Consider the following 23,639-nt stretch of genomic DNA (forward strand, 5'->3'; position numbering starts at 1 on the left):
AATAATCAATAAAAAAGTCATGCAAAAAATTGTTTACAGCTTTATTTTACTGCTTTTAACAGCATCTTTGAGTGCACAAAGATTCAGCGCTTCTTTGCCTGATTACGACTCTTATAAAGCTTTTAAGGGAAAACCATTATCGGATAAATTTTCAAATATCGAATCGGTAAAGATTATTTACGATTTAAAACAGAAGAAAATATACTATTTCAACAGTACTTTAATTCCGCTTCATTTTGATTTTGTAACCGATTATTTAGGCTATGACAGAGGCGTCGAAGTTTTTAATGATGAAAATTACAGCGACACTGAAAAAAATCGAGATTATCTGCTAGGAAACCTAAACCATATAAAAGGAACTGATAAATGGGTTTTCGAATTGGCAGCTTCAGATCATATGCCAATTCCTTTAATTGAAAAGTTTTACAATCTAATTGTGCAGTCAACTTTCATTGGTCCGCGTTTAAATTTTTATCTCAATAATCCTGAAAAAATGGAATGGTTTCAGCAGCAGAAATTTAAAATTCCGTGTGTAAAATCAGATTATATTTTTAACGAAGTCAAGTATCAGGAAGTCGTTTCTGGAAGCAATATCGGAATCTTGAAACAATATAAAATAAAGGATTTGGAAACCATAAAACCAAATGCTGACGAAATTATAGTTTTGGATGGAACGCCAGATATATTGCCAAATGTGAGAGGAATTATTGTGAATGAACTCCAGACGCCATTGAGTCATTTGGTGCTTTTAGGCAAAAACAGAAAGATTCCGATTATGGCTTATACCAAAGCTTTTAATGATAACAATATCAAAAGATTGCTTTCTAAAAAAGTAGAGCTAACAATCCTAATTGACACTTTTTATATCAAAGAAACCAACAAAAAAATAGTTCACAAAACGAATTCAAAAAAGAAAACACTGGTAATTGACAAAACGGTTACCGATTTAGTCAATTTGAATACAATTCCAAAAAACGGCGTGAATTACATTGGCTCAAAAGCTCAGAATGTGGCTTATTTAATTGCGATTTCAAAAGAAATTCCATTCAAAACACCTGAAGATGCGCATGCGATTCCGTTTTATTTTTACACGAAACACATTCAGAAAAAATCTATTTCGCCGTTAATTGAAGAACTTTTAGCTTTTCAGCAAAAAGATTCTGCAATTTGGATTCATCAGCAATTGAAAAAGATAAGAGATGCAATAAAAAAAGAACCAATTGATCCCGAATTGATTGCCAAATTAAATCAATCTTTTAAAAATGCTAAATTTAAAAACTTCAGATTCAGATCATCAACTAATGCTGAAGATCTAGACGATTTTAATGGCGCCGGACTGTATGATTCTAAAACAGGAATTATGGGCGACACTATTAAAACTTTTGAAAAAGCAATAAAACAAGTCTGGGCCAGTGTCTGGAATGAAGCTTCTTATACTGAAAGAGAACTTTTTGGAATTGATCAGCATAATATTGCAATGGGAGTTTTAGTGCAGCGCTCCTTTCCGGACGAACTGGCAAATGGCGTTGTTATTACAAAAAATATCTTTAGAAAAGACTTTCCTGGGATTACTGTAAATGTACAAGAAGGAGAAAACTCAGTCGTGAAACCAGAAAAAGGAGAAATCTGTGAGCAGTTTATTGCCTCTCATTTTAATGATGGAAAAGATGACACTGATTTTGATGTTGACTATACATCCAACTCAAATTTGAACAATAATGATCCTTTATTGAGCCGAAAAGAAATGAGCAATCTATTTTTAGTCAGCAAAAAAATTGAAACCAAGATGTATCGTTACTGGAAGAAAAACCGATTTAATCCGGTCGATATTGAATTTAAAATTGTGGGAGAAAACAGGGATTTATATATTAAACAGGTGCGGCCTTTTAATGAATAATCAATAAAAAACCTGAAGTTCAATTTCATTTAAAACCGTGTTTACCAAAACAATTTTAAAATCAAAATCTTGAATGTTTATTTTTTCCTGAATCGCTTTTCGCACATTTCCATTCTCTAAAGAAAAATCATTTAAGAGCGGGATTTTAACATCGACAGTATTCAAATATTTAGAAGCTTTTTTGTTGACGATAAGTGACGCCGCAATATAAAATCCAATAATAATCAACTGAAAAAATAAAAGAACTTCAATTTTTTCATAGGGATACATGATATCTAAAATAGAAAGTGTAATTGTTGCAAAAAGAAAAATAATCGCATTTACCGTAAAAGACTGCGTTCTGAATCTTAAAATGGAAAAAATAGCAAATAAACCAAAACCAATTCCAACTCCGATTTCAATTTTGGTAAACAAATAACAAAGTGAAAAAGTACACAATCCAACAATTACCATTAATGGATTTATAGTTTCATTATCTTTTCTGTTAGAGAAAAAATACAAAACCAAAATCGAAAAAAATAACAATAAAAATCGGCCAATTAATTCGTTTAAATCCATTCTTTCAAAATGTTAGACTATCAAATTTAAAAAAAGTTTGCCACGAATTCACAATTATTTTTTCTTCAAAAATTAATTCGTGAATTCGTGGCAAAAAAACTTTTATACAAAAAGGTAATTTATTCCATTTTAGGCTTGGAGTCAGCTTGGTAATTGCTTTTTGGGTCACTCATATTAACTTCTTTAGTTAATTTTCCTCTTAAGTAAAACTGCCACATTCCCACTTTTTTGCCATTCAAAAATTTTCCTTTTGATGCCATAACGCCATCAGAATCATAAAAAACCGCATCACCATTATAAACATTATTTTTATAAGTTGATTGTTCTAGCAGAATTGCATTTTGCCCATATTTTTTATAAATCCCTTCTTTTGAACCATTTTTATAAATCATTTCTTCGGCGATTTTCCCATCGGGATAATACACAGAGCGCGTCCCTTCAAGCTTTCCATTTTTATAATTTTCAAGCGTCATTACAATCTTCGACGCTTTATGATAATATTTCCATTCGCCTTCTCGTGATTTTCCAACTTCTTTTCCTTCGCTTACTTTATTCTTGTTCTGATCGTAAAAAATGGTGTACGAACTTCCATCATTTGCTGTAAAATCGCGCGTTGCAATTACGTCGCCTTTTTTAGTATCATCAAAAAATTTAAAAACTCCTGTTTCTTTTCCGTGACTAAAAGTACCTTCATAGCGCGCGCGCTTTGATAATTCGTAAGTTCCTTTCCAAACTCCGTCTTTTTTACCATTAGCATCGACTTTATTAAAGTCTTGAGAAAAAGCTGCAAAGCTTAAAAAAAATAAAATCAAAAAATTTTTCATATCCTGTTTATCTATATAACAACAAAAATTAAGTTTTAGTATTTCAAAAGCAGGCCATTTTGCCCCTAATTAAGCCTTTTAAACTTACAAAATTACTTTAAATTTTGTCTAATCTTCAAAATGTTGCAAAAGAATTAAAAAACTCTCAATTAAGCCTAATTAAATCGTAATTATCTGAAATTCATCATTTTAAAACAATAGACAAAAAAGTTAAATATATCTTAAAATTAATATTTGTCTAGACTTTTCTAAAAAAGATTAAACAAAAATAAATAACTTTAGCAGTACAAACGAAAAAAAAACTATATTATGAAAACAATCAAAATTAAATTAATTGCTTTATTAGCGTTAATTGCTTGCGTCAGTATTTCATGCAACAATGATGACAACGATTCATCAGCGACCCCAAAAACGATTGTCTCACTTGCGAAAGCAAATCCTAATCTAAGCTCTTTAGTTGCTGCTTTAGAAAAAGCAGATCTAGCAACCACTTTGAACACTTCCGGTTCTTATACCGTTTTTGCGCCTACTAATGCGGCTTTTAGTGCTTTTTTGACAGCAAATGGCTATGCCAATCTTAATGCAGTTCCTGTTGAAGCATTAAAAGAAATATTATTGAATCACGTTTTAAGTGCAAAAGTAAAATCGACTGATATTGCAACTGGTTATGTAAAAACTTTAGCAAAAGGAAGTGCTTCTTCTTCAAATACAATTAGTATGTATCTTGAAAAAGCTACTGGCGTTGATATTAATGGCGGAAAAGCAAATGGCGGTGCAACCGTAACTATCGCAGATATTGAAGCTTCAAACGGAATCATTCACGTAGTTGACGGTGTAATTGGTTTGCCGACTATTGTTAATCATGCAGTGGCTAATAAAAATTTCACAACACTAGTAGCTGCCTTGACCTATAATCCATCTTCTGGTTTTGCTGGAATATTATCTGGAAAAACCAATTCCCCTTTCACTGTCTTCGCTCCTACGAATACTGCTTTTTCAAGTTTTTTAACCGAAACTGGATTTTCAGGACTTGCTGCTATTCCTGCTAATGTTTTAGAAACAACACTGAAATATCACGTAGTTGCCGGTGCTAATGTACTTTCAACTTCTTTAACAAACGGACAGGTAGTTAGCACTTTTGCTGGACAAAATTTCACAATTGGCCTCACTGGCGGAGCAAAAATTACAGACGCAAGTGCTAGAGTCAGCAACATAATTGCTACCGATGTTCAATGCTCAAATGGAGTTATTCATTTCATTGACAAGGTTTTATTGCCTAAATTTTAGGCATAAAAAAACCGTCTCGTTAAAAAACGAGACGGTTTTTTTATCAATCTAAATATTATTTCTTTTTATTCGCTTTTGCAGCTTCTTGTTGTTCCATTACTTCATTAAGACGTTGTTGGAATTTGCTTGGTTTCTTAGGCTCTTTTTGTTTGTTTTCCTGAATTTGAGCATGAATTTTTTCACTATCCACGATATAATTCTTGATTACAAACATAATACCGATAGTAATTAAGTTTGAAATAAAGTTATACAAACTTAAACCTGCACCGTAATTATTGAAGAAAAGCAACATCATTAATGGCGAAATATAAATCATGATTTTCATCATCTTAGCCATATCTGGCATTCCTTCTTGTTGAGGCGCTGCCATTTGCTGATCTCCAGAAGTCATTTTCATATAAAAGAAAATTGCAACTGCAGCCAAGATTGGAAACAAACTAATATGATCTCCATAAACTGGTATTGTAAATGGTAATTTTACAACAGCATCAAATGATGATAAATCGTCTGCCCAAAGGAAACCTTTTTGTCTTAACTCAAAAGCCGCAGGGAAAAACTGGAACGATGCGTACATAAAAGGAAGTTGGATCAATGCCGGGATACATCCTGCCATTGGGTTTACTCCTGCTTTATTGTACAGTTTCATTGTTTCCTGCTGTTTTTTCATTGGGTCTTTTTTGTATTTTTCTCCCAACTCTGTAATATCAGGTCTTAAAACTTTCATTTTAGCCTGTGACAAGAACGACTTATATGTAATTGGCGACATAGCCAATTTGATAATAATAGTAAAGATGATAATCGCAATACCTAATGATAATCCTATTGTTGAACTTAAAAACCCGAATAAAGGAATAAAAATCCATTTGTTGATCCATCCAAAAATTCCCCATCCTAATGGAATAATTTTTTCGAAATTTTTATCGTAAGCTTTTAATGTTTTATAATCAGCCGGACCAAAATACAAACTCATTTTGTAGTCAACTTCTCCATTTGAAAATGCTAAAGGCAAATTAGCTCTGAATTGTTTTGTAAATACAGTATCAATTTTTTCGTCCTTAACTAAATTATCTGATTGTAATTTTGAAGTTTCAAAAGGTTTTTCAGTCGCTAAAATGGTAGTGAAAAAGTGTTGTTTGAAAGCTACATAACTCACTTTTGTTGGAGTTTCTTCTTTTCCTTCTCCATTTCCATTTACATTACTGTATTTTGATTCTTCGTATTTGTAATCAATCTGAGAGAAACGTCCCTCATACGAAATACTTTTCTCGTTTCTGTATGTTTTTAAGTCCCATTGTAAATCTAATGGTTTAGCAACATTTAAAACTTTATTAAGTCCTTGAGAACGAACATCAAAACCAACTAAGTAATCATTTGGTTTCAAAACATATTTGTACTCTAAAAATTCATTAGCACCTGCTTTCAAACGCATTGACAAAACCTGATCTTGACCCACTTTTTCTAGTGTTGGTTCAAAATACAAATCTTTAGAATTTAAAGTTCTGTTGTCAGCAGTCTGTAACTGAATATTTAAGTTTGAATTATTGTCTTTAATTAACTCTACTAATTGTTTAGAACCTTTTTTAAATTTTTCGAATTCTTTTAAAGTAGCTTCAACAATATAACCACCTTTGTTAGCGATTTTAAGTTTAATCTTTTCGTTTTCGATTGTTGTAAAAGATTCTTTTGCAGAAGGAAGTGTTGCAGAATAAGCAAACCCTCCTAAAGTTTTTTGCAATTGCGCTAATTGAACTGTATCGCCTGGCGTTGCAGCCACAACGGGCGCAACAGCAGTTTTTGTCTTATCCGCTTTTGCCTGAGCTTCTTGTTTAGCAACTAATTCTTTCTTGGCTTTTTCAGCAGCGATTTCCTTCTCAGAAGGTTGATTTTGATACATAATCCAAATCAAAATTCCAAATATCAATACAAAACCAATGATTGAATTAAGGTCAAATTTTTTTTCTTCCATTATTAATTTAAAAAAGTTATTCTTTGAAAACAATTAGTAACGAGTCGATCACAAAAGTTACATTTCCTCGAATATTAATTATTATTTTTTATGCGCATTAACTGCTGCGGCCACAAAGTTTACAAAGATCGGATGCGGATTTGCAACTGTACTTTTGTATTCTGGGTGGTATTGTACTCCAATAAAGAACGGGTGGTTTTCAAGCTCTACAATTTCTACCAATCCTGTATCTGGGTTTACTCCAGAAGCTTTTAAACCAGCTTTCTGCAATTCATCAGCGTATTTGTTATTGTATTCATAACGGTGACGGTGACGCTCAGAAATTGTTTTCTGTCCGTAAATTTTATATGCCAGAGTGTTTGGTTTAATATCACATTTCCAAGCTCCTAAACGCATTGTTCCACCTTTATCTGTAATCGTTTTTTGTTCTTCCATTAAATTCACAACCGGATGAGGCGTTTTATCGTTCATCTCTGTAGAATTCGCTTCAGCATAACCTAAAATATTTCTAGAATATTCAATAACAGACATCTGCATTCCTAAACAAATTCCGAAAAACGGAATATTGTTTTCACGAACATAACGAACTGCTTCGATTTTTCCTTCAATACCTCTTTCTCCAAATCCTGGCGCAACTAAAACCCCATCAAGAGCTCCTAATTTCTCTTCTACATTATCTGCATTGATATGCTCTGAGTGAATTGAAATTACATTTACTTTAGTTTCATTTGCAGCACCTGCATGAATAAATGCTTCTAAAATAGATTTATAGCAATCCTGCATTTCTACATATTTACCAACCAAACCAATATTTACGGTATGTTTTGGATTTTTTAATCTGCGTAAGAAAGTATTCCAGTTTTTTAAATCTGGAGCTGCTTTTTTAGGTAAATCTAATTTCTTTAAAGCCACAACATCTAATCCTTCTTCAAGCATTAAATTTGGAACTTCATATATAGTAGAAGCATCAATTGATTGAATTACTGCTTCTTTTTTAACATTACAAAATAAAGCTAATTTCTGGCGTAATTCCTGAGACAATTCATGCTCAGTTCTGCAAACTAAAATATCTGCTTTAATACCGCTTTCCATCAATGTTTTTACAGAGTGCTGCGTTGGTTTTGTTTTCAACTCACCTGCAGCAGCCAAATAAGGAACTAACGTCAAGTGAATAACAATTCCGTTATTTTCTCCCAATTCCCAAACTAATTGACGAACAGACTCTATATAAGGTAGTGATTCGATATCACCAACAGTTCCACCAATTTCGGTAATAACGATATCATAATCACCAGATTTACCTAGCAATTGCATTCTGTCTTTGATTTCGTTTGTGATGTGAGGAACAACCTGAACTGTTTTTCCTAAAAATTCTCCTCTTCTTTCTTTCTCAATAACCGAAAGATAAACTCTTCCTGTAGTAACGTTATTTGCCTGAGAAGTAGGAACATTCAAGAAACGCTCGTAGTGACCTAAATCTAAATCTGTTTCTGCACCATCATCTGTCACATAACATTCTCCATGTTCGTACGGATTCAAAGTTCCTGGATCCACATTAATATAAGGATCAAATTTTTGAATAGTTGTACGGTATCCTCTTCCTTGTAACAATTTTGCTAAAGATGCTGCAATGATCCCTTTTCCTAATGAAGAAGTCACACCGCCTGTAACAAAAATATATTTTGTTTGATTCATTCTGTTGTTGTTTGTAAGTAGTTGTGTAAAAAACTTGGCAAAAGTACAAATTTAATTAGACAATTTATCAATTAGATTATGAGATAATTTGCAAATTTTTAAACAGATCGATTACTTGGTTTTGTAATCGATAATTTTAAGGATTTATTAGGATTATTTTTGAAGAATGTATTTAAATTGAGATTAACTATTACGCTCCAATTTAATAATAATTGCAGAATCATTTCACTTTCTGCCTAAAGTATAAGTTGCACAGGAAAGTTTTAAGCAAAAAAAATATTATAATTTTAAAACATCGACTTGTACACATTTACAAATTCAGTCTTGAACTCTGTGGTGCCAATTTGTTTTCAAAAATTATAATATTTTTTACATGTATTATAATTACAAAATATTGACTTGTACACATTTATAAATTCAGTCTTGAATTCTGTGGTATCAATTAGTTTTTAAAAATTATAATACTATATATATCAAACTTAAATAAAAAAAATGATATGACCAAAGATTTTTCTTACTATTTTATTTTAGCTTAGGATATTGCTTCTTAATATTCCGAATCAATTCTTCGAGACCATTTAATTTTAATTCATAAATAAGCTGTAATTGCTGACCTAATTCGCCTTTTGGAAAACCTTTATTGTGATACCAAACGACATAATATTCGGGTAAATCAATTAAAAAACGGCCTTCGTATTTCCCGAAAGGCATTTTAGTGTGTGCTAATTTTATGAGAAGTTTTTTGTCTTGTTCCATTTTTTTAAGAAGAAAGAAGCAAGAGAAAAGAATATAGATTTATTCTCTCTCTTGCTTCTTGTTGGTACAAAGCTATTATTTTTTGCCACAGATTAAAAGATTAAAATGATTTTATAATCTGTGCGTGTTTTTTTTTGCCACGAATTTCACGAATTAGCTCGAATTTAATTAGTGAAAATTAGTTTAATTCGTGGCGAATATAGAAACTTAGAATCTTAGTAGTGCCATCTCACAAAAGCTTCCATCGCTGCATAAGTCGCTAAACCTAATTGCTGATACAAAGCTGCTGTTTCGCTGTTTCTGTCTTCGGCTCTTTGCCAAAATTCTCTGGCATCGGTTCCTTGAAAAACAACACCGTCTTTTTGCGATTGGTGTTTGAAGATTCCATGACGTTTTGCTAAAACTTGGTCTGGGCTCATTGGCACTGCCATTTCAACTTCGTCAATTCCCCATTCCTGCCATGCTCCTCTGTATAACCATAACCAGCAATCATCCATAAATGATTTTGGTTTTAAAACTTTTACAGCTTCAAAAATAGCATCCAGACAAACTTTGTGTGTTCCGTGTGGGTCTGCTAAATCTCCGGCTGCGTAGATTTGATGTGGTTTGATTTTTTCAATTAAATCAACAGTCAACTGAATATCTTCTGGTCCGATTGGTTTTTTCTCGATTGTTCCAGTTTCATAAAAAGGCAATTCCATAAAATGAATCTGATCGTCAGTTAAACCAACAAAATGACTTGTTGCTCTCGCCTCGCCTTTTCTAATCAATCCTTTAATGTAACGAACTTCTGGAATATCAATTTCGCTGTTCTTTTTATTTTCTAAAAAGGTTTGTGCTTTTTTGTAAATGTTATCTGCTTCTTCGCTTTTAATTCCGAATTTTTCATTGTAATCAATTACGAATCTTGCAAAACGTAATGCTTCATCATCCGCGACAGCGATATTTCCTGAAGTCTGATATGCAACATGAACTTCGTGTCCCTGCTCCTGCAAACGCATGAAAGTTCCTCCCATACTAATAATATCATCATCAGGATGCGGACTAAAAATCAATACACGTTTTTTAGCCGGTTCTGCTCTTTCAGGACGATTTGCGTCGTCTGCATTTGGTTTTCCACCTGGCCAGCCCGTAATTGTATTCTGAAGTTTATTGAAAATTTTAATATTAATGTCGTATGCCGGACCAGAATCTGCTAGTAAATCGCTCATTCCGTTTTCGATATAATCAGCATCAGTAAGCTTTAAAATTGGCTTTTTAAGATCTAATGCTAATCCTAAAACCGCTTTACGAGTTAATTTATCTGTCCAGACAATTTTTTCAACCAACCATGGCTTATTGATTCTTGTCAGTTTTGAAGAAGCTTCTTTATCTAAAATAAAAACAGCATTATCATGTTCCTGCAAAAATGAAGCTGGAACTCTGTTTGTAACTTCGTCTTCAACAGATCTTTTTACAATATTTGCTTTTCCTTCACCCCAAGCCAATAAAATTACTCTTTTGGCTTCCATAATTTTTTTCACTCCAAGCGTGATTGCCGTTCTTGGCGTATTGTTTAATCCAAAGAAATCTTTACTTGCTGCAACTCTTGTAATATGATCTAAAGCCACTAAACGTGTTTTAGAGTTTTGAAGTGAACCTGATTCATTAAAACCGATATGCCCGTTTCCTCCAATTCCAAGAATCTGCAAATCGATTCCTCCTAAAGCTTCAATTTTAGCTTCATACTCGTGGCAATAATCAGCGATTTGTTCTTTTGTCAAAAGTCCGTCTGGAACATGAGCGTTTTCAGGTAAAATATCAACATGATCAAACAGCAATTCTTTCATAAAACGAACATAACTGTTAATTGAGTTTGGTTCCATCGGATAATATTCATCCAAATTAAAACTGATTACGTTTTTAAAACTCAAACCTTCTTCTTTATGCAAGCGAACTAATTCAGCATAAAGCCCTTTTGGAGAAGAACCTGTAGCTAGACCTAAAATACAAGGCTGATTTTCTTTTTGTTTTGACTGAATTAAAGCTGCAATTTCTTGAGCAACTGCTTTTGAAGCATCTGACGAATTTTCAAAAACAACCGTATTGATGTTTTCGAATCGTTTTTCGAATCCTGTTGCTTTGTCGATTTTACTTTTTAACATGATATAGTTTTTTTAATTTCTCGTTTTTATTCTACCATCTTCTGTATTTATGCCCTTTTACAGCATAAAATAGAATCATTACATATGATGGCAAAAGCATTAAATAGGCCAATTGATTACCGCTTCGGGAAGTTGCTACTGTTCCTGCTTCCATATTTGCTGTATTTATTGTTTCGGTAATCAAACCATAAAACAAAGGAAAAATAGCACCGCCAATAATTCCCATAATCAAAATAGCACTTCCTATTTTAGTGTATCCACCCAAATCTTCTAACGCCATTGGCCAAATCGCTGGCCAACAAAGTGCATTTGCCAAACCTAATAATGCAACCAACAGAATCACAATTGGCAAGCTTGGAATTCCTGGCAGCTGAATTGCCAATTTAGGCGAAATCAGAACAATAGCCAGAACCAAAATGATTCCTAAAACTCCCGATCCTTTTAAAGCCGTGACCTGCGAAAGGTATTTTGGAATCAGTGTTATTCCTAAAATATACCCCACAACCATCGCCGACATTGTAAAAGAAGTTAGTTTTAAATAAAAATTACCTTCGTCGCCGTAAACACCTAATTGTTTTCCAAAACCTCCAATTGAATCTCCAGCCAAAACTTCGGCTGCCAAATACAGCATTAAAGTTATCACTCCCAAAACCAGTTGAGGACGTTTAAACGCATTTTTTATTTGTTTGAAAATACTCAAATTTGAAATATTTCCTTCTTCATCCAAATCTATTTCTGGGAGTGGCGAAAGCTTCACAAATAAAGCTAACACTATAATAATCAATCCCATATAAAGATAAGGTCTTTGTAATTGCAATGCAAGAGAATTTAGAGCATTTGATTTTGAAACAGAATCCAGCATCGCGATCTTATCTGCCGTGAACTCCTGCATATTTGACAAAACCAAGGCTGTTAATATAATTGGGGCCACAAATCCTGCTAATTTATTGGCAATTCCTAAAACGCTGATTCTCGCGGCTGCACTTTCCCTCGGGCCAATTACAACTACATACGGATTTGAAGCCGTCTGTAAAATTGCTAAACCGGTTCCCATAACAAAAAGCGCTATTAAAAACAGTAAAAAAGTACGGCTTTCGGCTGCTGGATAAAACAAAAATGCTCCTAAAGCAATAATCAATAATCCTAGCGAAATACCGTTTTTGTAGCCTACTTTTTCGATGACCCACGATGATGGCACTGCCATGACAAAATAGGCAATATAAAATGCAAAAGTTACAAAGTAAGCCTGAGAAGAAGACAACTCACAAGCCAATTCAAAAAATGGAATTAATGGTCCGTTTAGCCAGGTTACAAATCCGAGAATAAAAAATAATGCGGTCAGGATAACCATCGGAATAATTGCATTCCTTTTTTCTGCTTGGATGACATTTTCAATGTTCGACATAATACTTTGGGTTGATTGTTAATAGATTTTTCGCTTTCAATCTATGATAGAATCAACACTAAATAATTATAATGCGTTTTTTACGCAATATTTTGCGATTTTTTTGCAATACAAAAGTAATGTTTTAAGTTAAACTTATCCCTAAAATAGATATGAAATTTTTGTTAATATTTTTTAAGATTCCCAGTCAAGTACTGGATAATGTTTTTTAAGATATTGTTTAACGTCGGCAATGTCCTCTTTTGCTGTCAAATCAGGAACATGCTCAGAAAACGGAATTCCAATAGTGGTGTTTGGGTTTGCTTTTACAGTATTTAAAAGCACAGTTGGTAATTCTTTTTCGTCTCTTTCGGGATTTACTGGACAATTTTTCAAATGGGTGTACAATGTTTTTCCGGTAAATTTAAAAGCGTTCATACTCACTCTTATTTTCCCTTCAACATCTTTATAATGTTCCAAATCTGAAGCTTCTGGTTTTTCTAAAATATCCAACAGCTGATTATTTTCATCTAATTTTGCAATAGCAAAACGCGAAATTCTTTCTAAAGGAAACTCTAATGCATCACGATCATAACTTATAAATGCATTTGGACTAGTTGTTTTTCTTAAAGCCAGCAAAGCTTCAGCCGAATACAAGTTATCGCTATTGCAAACGGAATATTCTAATTCGTTCAGCTCCGGAAACTGCTCAACAGCCTGAAATAATGCATCTGCAGTTCCAAAAGGCTTAATTCTTCCTTCGGGAATATATTGAATTGCAAATGAAATATTCAAACCATGGAAATCATTATCAGTGTCGTGATTTCCATAAAACTCTTTAAACAATTGTCCTTGTTCACCAATAATAATATAAATATTTTGGTAACCTGCTTTTTTTGCATTCAATAAAAGATAATCTAATAAAGGTCTTCCGCTAGATCCAACGCCAATTAAACCTTTGCTTCGTTCATTTGCCTGAGCGATTTCTTCTGGAGTTAAATTATCTGTAATGGCTTCTTTTTTCATACGAGACGATGCTCCGCCCGCAAGAATAACTAAATTGTTGTGCATATTTTTTTTCTAAATTTCAATATTTTCAATAATTCGCACGCCCGGATCAACCGCTACGCCATAAGCTTCTTGCGCACCTGCTTGTAAAATAGCCTCGATAACTGAAGCTTCTTTTTCAGGATCAGCAATAACAACAATGCTTCCGCCACCGCCAGAACCTACGATTTTTGCTCCGTAAGCACCCGCTCGCAAAGCTGCACTTATCATATCATCAATACGTGGTACTGTAATTTTCAATAAATCACGCAAAACTTCATGATGCTGATTCATCCAGAATCCAATTTTTTTAAGATCTAAAACTGGTTTTTCAAATTCTTTTAAAGCTTCTTTTGTATAGTGATAATTTTTTAACGCGGCTTCAAAAAACGGAATTAAGCGATCAGGAAGACAATTTTTATATCGGTCAACATCTTCAATTTCAGAAGCATTCAAATCGAAATCAGGATAGTTTTGCTTGACAATATCGATAGCCATCAAAGCATTTCCTTTTAACTCGCCAATTAATCCGATTGTTTCTTTTGGGACACCAGAAACACCGGTAATCAAACCTTTTAATTCTGTGCCGATGCATTGGTACGAAAAAGGAATTTTCGTATTTATATAAACGATATTTCCAGCTCCAATACTAAAATGATCCATCATGCCACCTGGTTCTCCATGCTCTAAAACTTCAGATGCATATCCAATTTTGGCAATAAAATCAGGAGTTGCTTTTTCATCAGCTCCAAAAGCTTCGATTAAAAACCGAATCCAAGCCATTAATAAGGCCGATGAACTTGATGTTCCTGAATTAATTGGAATATCTCCAGTAATTGTAATGTTATAACCTGATGTTGGAATACAGCCATGCCTGCGTAAAACGCGCAATGAGGAGGCAAAATAATCTCTCGGTTCTAATTTTTCAAAAGTTGCATTAATATCAATGACGCGAACCTCATTAATATCAATCATATTAATAACAAATGTATTGGTGTTATTTTGCTCTGCTGTCAACTTTATATTTCGATCTATGGCGCAGGCTATAACAGGCAATCCTAAATAGTCCTGATGATCTCCAAAGAGACAGGTACGGCCCGGGGCTAATGAAGTAATTTTTTTCACGTAAAAACTTTACATTAAAACATTGCAAATCAATATTTTACAATGCTTATAGGTTATGAATTAATTTTATATTTTCAGTTTTGATTCTACGAAACTATATATTATATTTTGATAAAACAAGAAAAAAATAAAAAATGTGCTCGAACACACTTAAATAATGTTCTCGAGCACACTACTTAATTTCAATAAAGTTTTTTCAAAATAATTAAATCAAAGTTTCTATATTTGCTTATATGGATAAAAAGTACACGATAAAGGATATTGCAAAAATGGCGGGCGTTTCTAAGGGAACTGTCGATCGGGTTTTGCATAATAGAGGAAAGGTTTCTCCTACAGCGCTTGAAAAAATCAACGAAGTTTTGAACGTTATAGATTATGAGCCCAACTTAATCGCCCGAAATTTAAAAAATACAAAAGTCTATCGCATTTGTGTACTCCTGCCCGATCCTGCAATCGATCCGTACTGGCTTCCATGTGTAAACGGAATTCAAGATGCTATTGTTGAGTTTAAAGCTTATAGTGTTATTATCGAAACCTATTATTTTAATCCTGAAAGTACAAAATCTTTTTTAAAAACACACGAAACCATTATTGCACAATCACCTGATGCTGTTTTACTGGCACCGCTGTTTCATAAAGAAACTGTTGAAATCGTTAAACAGTATGATGAATTAGGAATTATCGTGAATACTTTTAATAACCAAGTCGAATCATCGTCTATTAAAAGTTTCGTGGGACAAGATCTTCATAAAAGCGGACGTGTTGCTGCGAGTTTAATGAATCTGATTTTAAGCAAAGGCCAAATTGCTATTATCCATATTGATGAAAGTCTTAAAAATGCAGTTCACATGCAGGAAAAGGAAAAAGGCTTCAGAAATTATTTTGAAGAAAAAAAACTTTCTGACTTTTCCTTAACGACTCTGAAACTCAAATTTTCAAACATCGAAACTAAATTTGCTTCTTTTATAGAAGAAAATCCAGATCTAAGCGGTATTTTCATTACAACTTCAAAAGCCTATCAAATAGCCTCTATTTTATCTTTGGCAAAAAACAAAAAAATTGCACTTATTGGTTATGATTTAATTGAAAAAAATGTCAATTTCCTAAATCAGGGATTGGTTCATTTTTTAATTCATCAAAATCAAAAAAGACAGGCTTATTTGGGAGTAAGCACTTTAGTGGATCATTTTTTATTCAGAAAAGAAATTCCGGAAACCATTTTGCTTCCTATCGATATTATTAATGTCGAAAATGCGACTTTTTATTCTTGAGATGCTAAGACACTAAGATTCTAAGGTACTAAGATGCTAAGTTTTTTAATTTCTGGTGAAATATATTTCCAGACTTTTCTTTCTTTGTCCCTTTGAACCTTTGTTTCTTTGCCCCTTTGAACCTTTGTTTCTTTGAACCTTTGTCCCTTTGAACCTTTGAACCTTTGTCCCTTTGAACCTTTGAACCTTTTTGAAAACTACTTCATCAAAATCAATTTTCCAAAAGAAGAAGCAATGTGAAAATTAGGTTCAGCAGTTTTTGGATTTACCCATGAAATCCAGGTTGGTTCATAGTTTTGATTTTCATTTTTAGAAAATTTTGCTCTAAAGATTCCCGTTTCAATTGTATTGTTCTGAATGAGATTCAGTCTGTTTAATGATTCAATACTAATATTTCCTTCTACGGTAAAAGAAATTTCATCTTTTGATGCTTTTATGTTTAAATCTTCTTTTGGCCATTTCCATCCGAAATCGAAATCTTTATTCGGCTTTGCCATAAAATCCATTAATCTCGCAGCAGTATCTATTTCAAGACAATAATAAGGATCTAGAGAATCGTTTGCTCTAAAAAAGAGCTCCACCCGATCAGAATTTCCAATACTGTCAAAACTATTGTCTTTTTTATCCATATAAATAGCAGTATCAAAAACTCTAAATTTAAAATAGAGATTTTCAAAATCCCAAAGCGACCGAAATTCAATTTTAGAAATTGAATCGCTGTTCCAAGGCGATGAAAAATCAGTCAGACAATTTGCGTTTTCCCAAACAGAAACATCCAAAATTCTGCTATCCTTTTTGAGATTTTGATCTATTAAAACCACTTGATATTCTTTCATAATTTTACTTCTAAATTTTATTCCTTTTTCGCTTCTTGAAAAAGCTATTCAATCCAATTTTGCCTTCCAATTTAAGTTCCATTTTTTCCATTCCCAAGATAGCGTAAATTTTATAAAAAAAAAAGTGTTTTAAATAATTAATGAAATGGTCTAAAATCAATTTTATTACAAAAAAACACATCAGAAAATACTGCAAAATAATTACGTTTTCGAATTCATAATTGCGAAATTCACAACAATTCATTAAAACATCATTTATAATTCAGATAAACAAGAAATTCATTTAAAAAACCTAAAAATGGAGCGCTACTTTTATATCTAAAATATTTTATAAAAATCACATCAATTTAGGTTTAAAAAAACGTTTTGCACAATTTTATGTGCTCGAGAACATAAATTTTGTGTGTTCGAGCACATTTTTTGTGTTTTTTCTTGTTTTATAAATTTTTAATCTATAGTTTCGTCGAACAATTAGAATTTAGGCGACAAAAATTGTATTCATTTTAGATCATTTTGGGCTAAAAAAAGGAATCCAAAAACGTCAAAAAAATCAAAATTTTAATTGGTAAAAAAGAAAAAAACACAACTAGACAAAAACTCAATTATTAACCAAAACCAAACCTAGAGTATGAAAAAAGTATTCACTAAAAAGTCCAGTGCTTTTAGAATGCATTCAGTACTTGAAAAAAGCTTAAAAACCGCTTTATTTTCATTGTTGGCTTTAAGTATTCAAGCAGCGTCTGCAGCATCAATTAGTGAAAATGCTTTAAACAAAACCAGTTTATCAGCATTTCAAAAAGTTGTAAAAGGAAAAGTAACAGACGAGAAAGGAAATCCAATTCCTGGAGTCAATGTTATAATTAAAGGAAGTAAAACGGGCGTTCAAACCGACATGGATGGCGGTTTTGTTATCGAAGTTCCAAATGCCTCAACAATATTAGTATTTTCATTTCTTGGAATGCAAGAAGTAGAAGTTGCTGCAGGAAATTCTTCTTTAAATGTCATAATGAAAGAAGCGGGACAACAAATGGATGAAGTTGTTGTAGTGGGTTACAGTAAAGTAAAAAAAGAGAGTTTAACAGGATCTTTGCAGACTTTAGATAATAAAAAAATCGTAGATGTAACCACGCCAAATGTCGAAAATATGCTTGCAGGAAAAGCGACCGGTGTTTTTGTTAACACAGGCGGAGGCCAACCCGGATCGCAGGCAAAAATAATTATTAGAGGAAGAACAACCGTCAACGGAAGTACAGATCCGTTATGGGTTATTGACGGAGTTATTGTGGGGAATAGCTCTGCCAATATGAATCCATCTGATATTGAAACCTTGACGGTTCTTAAAGATGCTGCGTCTACCGCAGTTTATGGTTCTCAAGGAGCAAATGGTGTAATTGTCGTTACCACAAAAAGTGGAAAAGCAGGTAAAGCGACTATAAACTTTACCGCTAAAACGGCATTAACCTCTCTTAATAATGGAAATTTTAAAATCATGAATGGTGCCGAATTATATGATTTATATGATTCATTTGCTAATAAACAAGATTTTCAAACTGTATGGTGGTGGAATCCTGAATTAAGAAATAAAAATTTCGACTGGTGGGATAATGCTACACAAACAGGAATTGCTGAGGACTATAATTTGTCTATCAGCGGCGGAGGTGATAACTTTAAAAGCTATGCTTCTATTAACGTATACGATGAAACTGGGGCTGTTAAAGGGTATGAATACAAAAAATACAATGGCCTTTTAAAATTTGAATACAAACCTAACAGCTGGTTTACTTTTAAACCAATGGCTAATATCACTAAGGAAACTACTTATGATCAACAGCACTCTGTTGGTGCATTGTACGGAAATATGCCTTGGGACAGTCCTTATTTAGAAGATGGTACTCTGGTAGGAAATGCTCCAAATCCAACTTGGGTAAATACTACAGGATCAAACTATTTATATGATTTACAATGGAATTATGGTGAATCTGAAAGTTACACAGTTCGTACTAATCTTGATTTTGATATTAAGTTTACTAGCTGGCTTACTTTCTCTTCTGTAAATAATTATATTTTCGGAAATTACAATTCAACTTATTATTCTGATCCAAGATCATCTGCAGGAGAAGCTGTAAAAGGAAGAATTGAAGATTATTTTTCAACCTATAACAGATTATATACTAACCAATTATTCAAGTTCAACCAATCGTTTGGCAAACATGACATAAATGCGGTTGCTGGTTACGAATGGAATGAATACAATTCAAAATACAGTACTGGAGTTGCAACAGGAATTCCTCCTGGAATTATAGTTCCTGATGCTGCAGCGGTTCCTGAAAAAGTGGGTGGAAACAGATCTCAATGGGCCGTACAGTCTTTGCTGACAAATGTTAATTACTCTTTTGATAATCGCTATTTAGCACAAGTATCTTTCCGTCGTGATGGTGCTTCAAATTTTGGAAAAAATGCACAATACGGAAATTTCTTTTCTGTTAGTGGCGGATGGAACATTCATAAAGAAGCTTTTTTCCATGCAGATTACATCAACAATTTAAAATTGAGAGCTAGTTACGGTTCAGTAGGAAATCGTCCAAACAGTTTATATCCGCATCTTCCGTTATATTCTTTTTCACAAAGTTATAATGAAAATCCGGGAGCTTTGATTTCTCAGTTGGCAAATCCTGATTTAAGCTGGGAAAAAACATATACTGGCGGTGTTGGTGTTGATGTAAGTTTCTTTAATCGTGTTAATATTACTTTAGATTATTACAATAAAAATACTTCTGGTTTATTGTACAGAGTACCACTTCCTGGAGTTATTGGGGTAACCAGTATCTGGAGAAACGTTGGTGCCGTAAATAATAAAGGGTTTGAAGCTTCTGTTAACGTTGATATCATCAAAACTGATAATTTAAAATGGTCTGTTGATGCTAATATTGGTACTAACAAAAATAAAGTGACAAGTCTTTACGGAGACAAACAGGAAATTATTGTGGGAGACGGAAGCGGTATTGCAGGTTCTGCAAACAAACTTTTAAAACCGGGCAACGATGTTGACAGCTGGTATCTAACAGAATGGGCTGGTGTTGATCCTGAAAACGGAAAACCACAATGGTATACAACAAACACAGCTGGCGAACGTGTAAAAACATATAACTATGGTGATGCCTCTAAATATAAAAAAGTTATTGGGGCTTATACGCCTGACTTTTTTGGGGGATTTTCAACGAACTTAAACTATAAGAATTTTGATTTTGCTGCTATTTTCAGTTATTCTGTCGGAGGTGAAATCTATAACTATGCAAGAGCAGAATTTGATTCAGATGGTGCTTATACTGACAGAAATCAAATGAATCTTCATAGCGGATGGAGCCGATGGGAAAAGCCAGGAGATATTGCAACACATCCGCAAGCACTTTACAATAACTCAAGCAATTCAAACAAAGCTTCGTCTCGTTTCTTAGAAACCGGTACATATTTGAAAATGAGAAGCATCACTTTTGGATACAATATGCCTGTTGAGCGTTTGCACATTTCAAATTTAAGATTGTATATCGCAGGAGAAAATTTATTTACAATTACACATTATTCTGGAGTTGATCCTGAAATACCACCTGCAAACAATCAAATTACTGGTGTTGCAACACAAGTATATCCTTCAACACGTAAAATTGTATTAGGACTTAACTTAACTCTTTAAAAACAAAATCATGAAAAAGATATTTATATTATGCATGGCAATTAGTTTCCTGTCCTCATGTGAGTTAGACAGAGAACCATTTGATTCCTATACTCAAGATAAAATTCAGGAAGATAAAGAAGCATCCATCGAAGTTTTACTAAACGGATGTTACGCACAATTAAAAGGCTGGGCGGATGTTATGCACAGAGTTGGAGAATATCCAGGTGACAACATCATGATTAGAGGTACATCTACGGACTCATTTTACTCTTTTATTTCGTATCAGCATATTCCTGATAACGGTCGATTATCTGTCTTTTGGAACAACAGTTACAAAATAATCTCTCAATCTAGTGATTTGATCAAAATTATTAAAGAAGGAGAAAGTACTGCCGTAGATCAGCAATTGGGTGAAGCTTATTATTTAAGAGGTATGATTTATTTTTACTTATGCCGTACGTATGGAAGACCTTATTCTCAATCACCAGAAACAAATTTAGGAGTGCCAATCGTAAATGGATTACCTGCAGACTTGAACAATTTGACGCTTCCAGACAGATCGACTGTAAAAGATACCTACGCGCAAGCAATAAGTGATTTGAAAAAAGCAGAATCATTAATGACTGCTGACAGACCTGCAGCTTATGCAACTAAAGAAGCTGCTCAAGCAATGCTTTCAAGAGTTTACTTGTATATGAGTGGTACCTATCAAACTCCAAATCAAGAATATGCAACGCTTTCTATTGATTATGCAAACAAAGTAATTGCAAGCGGACGTTATAGTTTATTGAGCCGAGACAGTTTTATGAAATACAACACTTATGCACCCGATTCTGATGAGCAGACTGAAACTATTTTTGCAGTAAAACAAGTTGCTTCAGAGTTTTCAGGTTATGATCATTACTACGGAATTGGCGGTATGTATGCTAATATACAAGGTCAGGGCTGGGGAGAAATGTATGCAAGTGCTGAATATCTTGATTTGTTGAGAAAATCAGGTTTGAAAAAAGATGCACGCTGGGCGTTTATCGATCCGCAATACGTTACTGATGATGCTGGAAACAAAACTGCTGCGTTCCGTTTTATTTACGACGTTTTTAATGCAGGCGGCACACAAACGGGTTACAATTATATGCAACAGCCTCTTAAAACGAATCCTGACGGCTCGTATTATATTACGATTTCGAACACAAATTATAACTTGACTGTTGTAAATGCTGCAGAAAACCAATATTCTATTGTCTATGCTGGCAAAACCTACACAGGTGAAAAAGATTATATGATGCTGCTGAATCGTGTTTATCCAATGTTTTACATTACAAAATGTTCTTTACAAAATAATGATTCTCACCTGCACTCACCTACTATTTCAAGATTAGCCGAAATGTATTTGAACATGGCAGAAGCTTATGCTAAAAAAGGAGATTATGCAAGTGCAAGAACAAATTTGAATATCATTCGCGAAAGATCAATTGTTGGTGGAGGTTATGCTTCATTAAACAGTACAAACGCCTCACAGCTTATTGACGAAGAACGCCAATTGGAATTAGCTTTTGAAGCACACCGTGGTTATGATGTTTACAGAAATGGACAAACCATGACGCGTCGCTATCCAGGTCCGCATTTGCCAATGAATGATGTTCCTGCAACAAGTTTAAGAGTGGTACAATATATTCCACAGTCAGAAATCAATGCTTATCCGGGAACTTTGACACAAAATCCTTAATTATTTAGAATTAGTTGTTTTTTGAAGCCTCTCTAATTTTTTGATTAGAGAGGTAATTTTAGAAAATCTAATATCCCAAAAATGAAAAACTTATTTTACTTATTTCTAGCCTCTTTATTAGTTTCATTTTCTTGTGCTGAAGATAATACTGCAAACAAAAATCAGAACATTCAGGAAAATCCAAAAACGAGTATTTCGTTGCCATTGGCTGGAAATGCCTACAGTTCTAAACATTTAGAAGAAAACCAAACCATTACTGATAATGGTATTGAAAATTGGACCAGCGCTGAGGAATTTTTTACGGTCTATTTTAAGATTTCAAAAGCGGGAACATTTCAATTTACCGTTGAAGAATCTGTTGAAGTTTTTGGAAAATCAGAACTTGAGTTTTCCATTGAAAACGAATCTAAAAAAGTACAATTTACTGCTTCAAAAAAAGCAATTACTATTGGCAACTGGAAAATCAATAAGGAAGGTTATGTTGCCTTAAAAATAAAAGGAATTAGCAAAACCGGAAATCAATTTCCATCAATTAACCGCCTTACCATTTCAAGCGCAGATTATGACGCAAAAATATCTTTTGTTCCAAATAATGAAGGAAACTTCTACCATTGGGGGCGCCGCGGACCATCGGTACATTTAAATTACCAAGTTCCAGAAACCATAAATGCAAAATGGTATTATAATGAACTTACCGTTCCAAAGGACGAAGACAAAATAGGTTCTTATTTTATGGCAAATGGTTTTGGAGAAGGTTATTTTGGAATTCAGGTTAATTCGGCATCCGAAAGAAGAGTTTTATTTTCTGTTTGGAGCCCATTTCAAACAGATGATCCTAAAAGTATTCCTGAATCTCATAAAATAAAAATGCTTAAAAAAGGAGAAAACGTGCATACAGGCGAATTCGGGAACGAAGGTTCAGGAGGCCAAAGCTATTTGAAATACAATTGGAAAGCTGGAACTACCTATAAATTTTTGCTGCAAGGATTTCCGCAAGGCAATAATACAACTACATATACTGCGTATTTTTATGCGCCAGAGTTGCAAAAATGGCTATTAATTGCTAGTTTTAATCGTCCTGAAACCAATACTTATTTGAAAAGATTCCATTCATTTTTAGAGAATTTTATTCCAGAACAAGGAGATTTGTCTCGTAAAGTTTTATTCGATAATCAATGGGTTTGTGATGATAAAGGCGATTGGACAGAAATCAACACTGCCCGATTTACTACTGACAACACAGGAGCAAAAGAATATCGAATGGATTTTGCAGGTGGTCTAGATAATAAATCTTTCTTCCTTAAAAATGGAGGCTTTTTTAATGATTTTACAATTCCAAAAACGAATTTTATAAGACCTTTAGCAAATAAAAAACCAGAAATAAATTTTGCCACTTTGCCATAAAAAAACAAAAAAAATATTTCCAGATAATCAATATTTAGATTATCAA

General features: G+C 33.4%; 16 protein-coding genes. 6 read left to right on the top strand and 10 right to left on the bottom strand.

Annotation, left to right across the window (positions count from 1 at the left end; translation table 11 throughout):
• Positions 1-19: 19 nt before the first annotated feature.
• Positions 20-1,897, top strand: a complete 1,878-nt coding sequence (locus EV145_RS09605) for a PEP/pyruvate-binding domain-containing protein (protein WP_133525000.1) — start codon at positions 20-22, stop codon at positions 1,895-1,897.
• On the opposite strand, the gene EV145_RS09610 is transcribed toward EV145_RS09605, so the two are convergent.
• On the bottom strand, positions 1,898-2,455 hold the full coding sequence (locus EV145_RS09610; RefSeq protein WP_133525001.1) for a DUF4956 domain-containing protein: 558 nt from the start codon (positions 2,453-2,455) through the stop codon (positions 1,898-1,900).
• A 119-nt stretch (positions 2,456-2,574) separates the two neighbouring features.
• Positions 2,575-3,279 (bottom strand): toxin-antitoxin system YwqK family antitoxin, encoded by a 705-nt coding sequence (locus tag EV145_RS09615; RefSeq protein ID WP_133525002.1) that lies wholly within the window; start codon positions 3,277-3,279, stop codon positions 2,575-2,577.
• A 309-nt stretch (positions 3,280-3,588) separates the two neighbouring features.
• Between EV145_RS09615 and EV145_RS09620 the strand changes: the two genes are divergently transcribed.
• The gene (locus EV145_RS09620) at positions 3,589-4,566 is read left to right on the top strand and encodes a fasciclin domain-containing protein (protein WP_133525003.1); all 978 of its coding nucleotides are present in this window, start codon (positions 3,589-3,591) and stop codon (positions 4,564-4,566) included.
• Positions 4,567-4,621: 55 nt separating this feature from the next.
• On the opposite strand, the gene yidC is transcribed toward EV145_RS09620, so the two are convergent.
• From yidC to EV145_RS09655, 7 genes are all read right to left on the bottom strand, one after another.
• A complete protein-coding gene (yidC, locus tag EV145_RS09625; protein ID WP_133525004.1) occupies positions 4,622-6,532 on the bottom strand; it encodes a membrane protein insertase YidC in 1,911 nt (636 codons plus the stop codon).
• 81 nt (positions 6,533-6,613) lie between these two features.
• The gene (locus tag EV145_RS09630) at positions 6,614-8,227 is read right to left on the bottom strand and encodes a CTP synthase (RefSeq protein WP_133525005.1); all 1,614 of its coding nucleotides are present in this window, start codon (positions 8,225-8,227) and stop codon (positions 6,614-6,616) included.
• 522 nt (positions 8,228-8,749) lie between these two features.
• Positions 8,750-8,983: a DUF3820 family protein gene (locus EV145_RS09635; RefSeq protein WP_133525006.1), complete on the bottom strand. Its 234-nt coding sequence runs from the start codon at positions 8,981-8,983 to the stop codon at positions 8,750-8,752.
• A gap of 215 nt (positions 8,984-9,198) precedes the next feature.
• Complete coding sequence (nagB, locus tag EV145_RS09640) at positions 9,199-11,127, bottom strand: glucosamine-6-phosphate deaminase (protein ID WP_133525007.1); 1,929 nt, start codon at positions 11,125-11,127, stop codon at positions 9,199-9,201.
• A 31-nt stretch (positions 11,128-11,158) separates the two neighbouring features.
• The gene (locus EV145_RS09645) at positions 11,159-12,532 is read right to left on the bottom strand and encodes a sugar MFS transporter (RefSeq protein WP_166638434.1); all 1,374 of its coding nucleotides are present in this window, start codon (positions 12,530-12,532) and stop codon (positions 11,159-11,161) included.
• 174 nt (positions 12,533-12,706) lie between these two features.
• Positions 12,707-13,582, bottom strand: coding sequence for a sugar phosphate nucleotidyltransferase (locus EV145_RS09650; RefSeq protein WP_133525008.1), 876 nt, complete (start codon positions 13,580-13,582; stop codon positions 12,707-12,709).
• Between the two features lie 9 nt (positions 13,583-13,591).
• On the bottom strand, positions 13,592-14,683 hold the full coding sequence (locus EV145_RS09655; protein WP_133525009.1) for a galactokinase family protein: 1,092 nt from the start codon (positions 14,681-14,683) through the stop codon (positions 13,592-13,594).
• Positions 14,684-14,916: 233 nt separating this feature from the next.
• On the opposite strand from EV145_RS09655, the gene EV145_RS09660 reads away from it, so the two are divergent.
• The gene (locus EV145_RS09660) at positions 14,917-15,954 is read left to right on the top strand and encodes a LacI family DNA-binding transcriptional regulator (protein WP_133525010.1); all 1,038 of its coding nucleotides are present in this window, start codon (positions 14,917-14,919) and stop codon (positions 15,952-15,954) included.
• Between the two features lie 197 nt (positions 15,955-16,151).
• Here EV145_RS09660 and EV145_RS09665 read toward each other — a convergent pair whose 3' ends face one another.
• Positions 16,152-16,790, bottom strand: coding sequence for a sugar-binding protein (locus EV145_RS09665; protein WP_133525011.1), 639 nt, complete (start codon positions 16,788-16,790; stop codon positions 16,152-16,154).
• 628 nt (positions 16,791-17,418) lie between these two features.
• Here EV145_RS09665 and EV145_RS09670 point away from each other — a divergent pair.
• The 3 genes from EV145_RS09670 to EV145_RS09680 all read left to right on the top strand — a co-directional run bounded on the left by EV145_RS09670 (position 17,419) and on the right by EV145_RS09680 (position 23,593).
• Complete coding sequence (locus EV145_RS09670; protein WP_133525012.1) at positions 17,419-20,481, top strand: SusC/RagA family TonB-linked outer membrane protein; 3,063 nt, start codon at positions 17,419-17,421, stop codon at positions 20,479-20,481.
• 10 nt (positions 20,482-20,491) lie between these two features.
• Positions 20,492-22,189 (top strand): RagB/SusD family nutrient uptake outer membrane protein, encoded by a 1,698-nt coding sequence (locus EV145_RS09675; protein WP_133525013.1) that lies wholly within the window; start codon positions 20,492-20,494, stop codon positions 22,187-22,189.
• A gap of 81 nt (positions 22,190-22,270) precedes the next feature.
• Positions 22,271-23,593: a DUF3472 domain-containing protein gene (locus EV145_RS09680; RefSeq protein ID WP_133525014.1), complete on the top strand. Its 1,323-nt coding sequence runs from the start codon at positions 22,271-22,273 to the stop codon at positions 23,591-23,593.
• Positions 23,594-23,639 lie beyond the last annotated feature (46 nt).

The sequence above is a fragment of the Flavobacterium sp. 245 genome (genome assembly GCF_004362055.1).
In the GTDB taxonomy this organism is placed as follows: domain Bacteria; phylum Bacteroidota; class Bacteroidia; order Flavobacteriales; family Flavobacteriaceae; genus Flavobacterium.

What these genes read in the sequence shown, in the direction of transcription:
- EV145_RS09645 (WP_166638434.1), bottom strand. Translation starts at nt 12,532, where the DNA reads ATGTCGAACATTGAAAATGTCATCCAAGCAGAAAAAAGGAATGCAATT.
- EV145_RS09610 (WP_133525001.1), bottom strand. Translation starts at nt 2,455, where the DNA reads ATGGATTTAAACGAATTAATTGGCCGATTTTTATTGTTATTTTTTTCG.
- EV145_RS09615 (WP_133525002.1), bottom strand. Translation starts at nt 3,279, where the DNA reads ATGAAAAATTTTTTGATTTTATTTTTTTTAAGCTTTGCAGCTTTTTCT.
- yidC (WP_133525004.1), bottom strand. Translation starts at nt 6,532, where the DNA reads ATGGAAGAAAAAAAATTTGACCTTAATTCAATCATTGGTTTTGTATTG.
- EV145_RS09670 (WP_133525012.1), top strand. Translation starts at nt 17,419, where the DNA reads ATGAAAAAAGTATTCACTAAAAAGTCCAGTGCTTTTAGAATGCATTCA.
- EV145_RS09650 (WP_133525008.1), bottom strand. Translation starts at nt 13,582, where the DNA reads ATGCACAACAATTTAGTTATTCTTGCGGGCGGAGCATCGTCTCGTATG.
- EV145_RS09605 (WP_133525000.1), top strand. Translation starts at nt 20, where the DNA reads ATGCAAAAAATTGTTTACAGCTTTATTTTACTGCTTTTAACAGCATCT.
- nagB (WP_133525007.1), bottom strand. Translation starts at nt 11,127, where the DNA reads ATGTTAAAAAGTAAAATCGACAAAGCAACAGGATTCGAAAAACGATTC.
- EV145_RS09665 (WP_133525011.1), bottom strand. Translation starts at nt 16,790, where the DNA reads ATGAAAGAATATCAAGTGGTTTTAATAGATCAAAATCTCAAAAAGGAT.
- EV145_RS09660 (WP_133525010.1), top strand. Translation starts at nt 14,917, where the DNA reads ATGGATAAAAAGTACACGATAAAGGATATTGCAAAAATGGCGGGCGTT.
- EV145_RS09635 (WP_133525006.1), bottom strand. Translation starts at nt 8,983, where the DNA reads ATGGAACAAGACAAAAAACTTCTCATAAAATTAGCACACACTAAAATG.
- EV145_RS09620 (WP_133525003.1), top strand. Translation starts at nt 3,589, where the DNA reads ATGAAAACAATCAAAATTAAATTAATTGCTTTATTAGCGTTAATTGCT.
- EV145_RS09675 (WP_133525013.1), top strand. Translation starts at nt 20,492, where the DNA reads ATGAAAAAGATATTTATATTATGCATGGCAATTAGTTTCCTGTCCTCA.
- EV145_RS09630 (WP_133525005.1), bottom strand. Translation starts at nt 8,227, where the DNA reads ATGAATCAAACAAAATATATTTTTGTTACAGGCGGTGTGACTTCTTCA.
- EV145_RS09680 (WP_133525014.1), top strand. Translation starts at nt 22,271, where the DNA reads ATGAAAAACTTATTTTACTTATTTCTAGCCTCTTTATTAGTTTCATTT.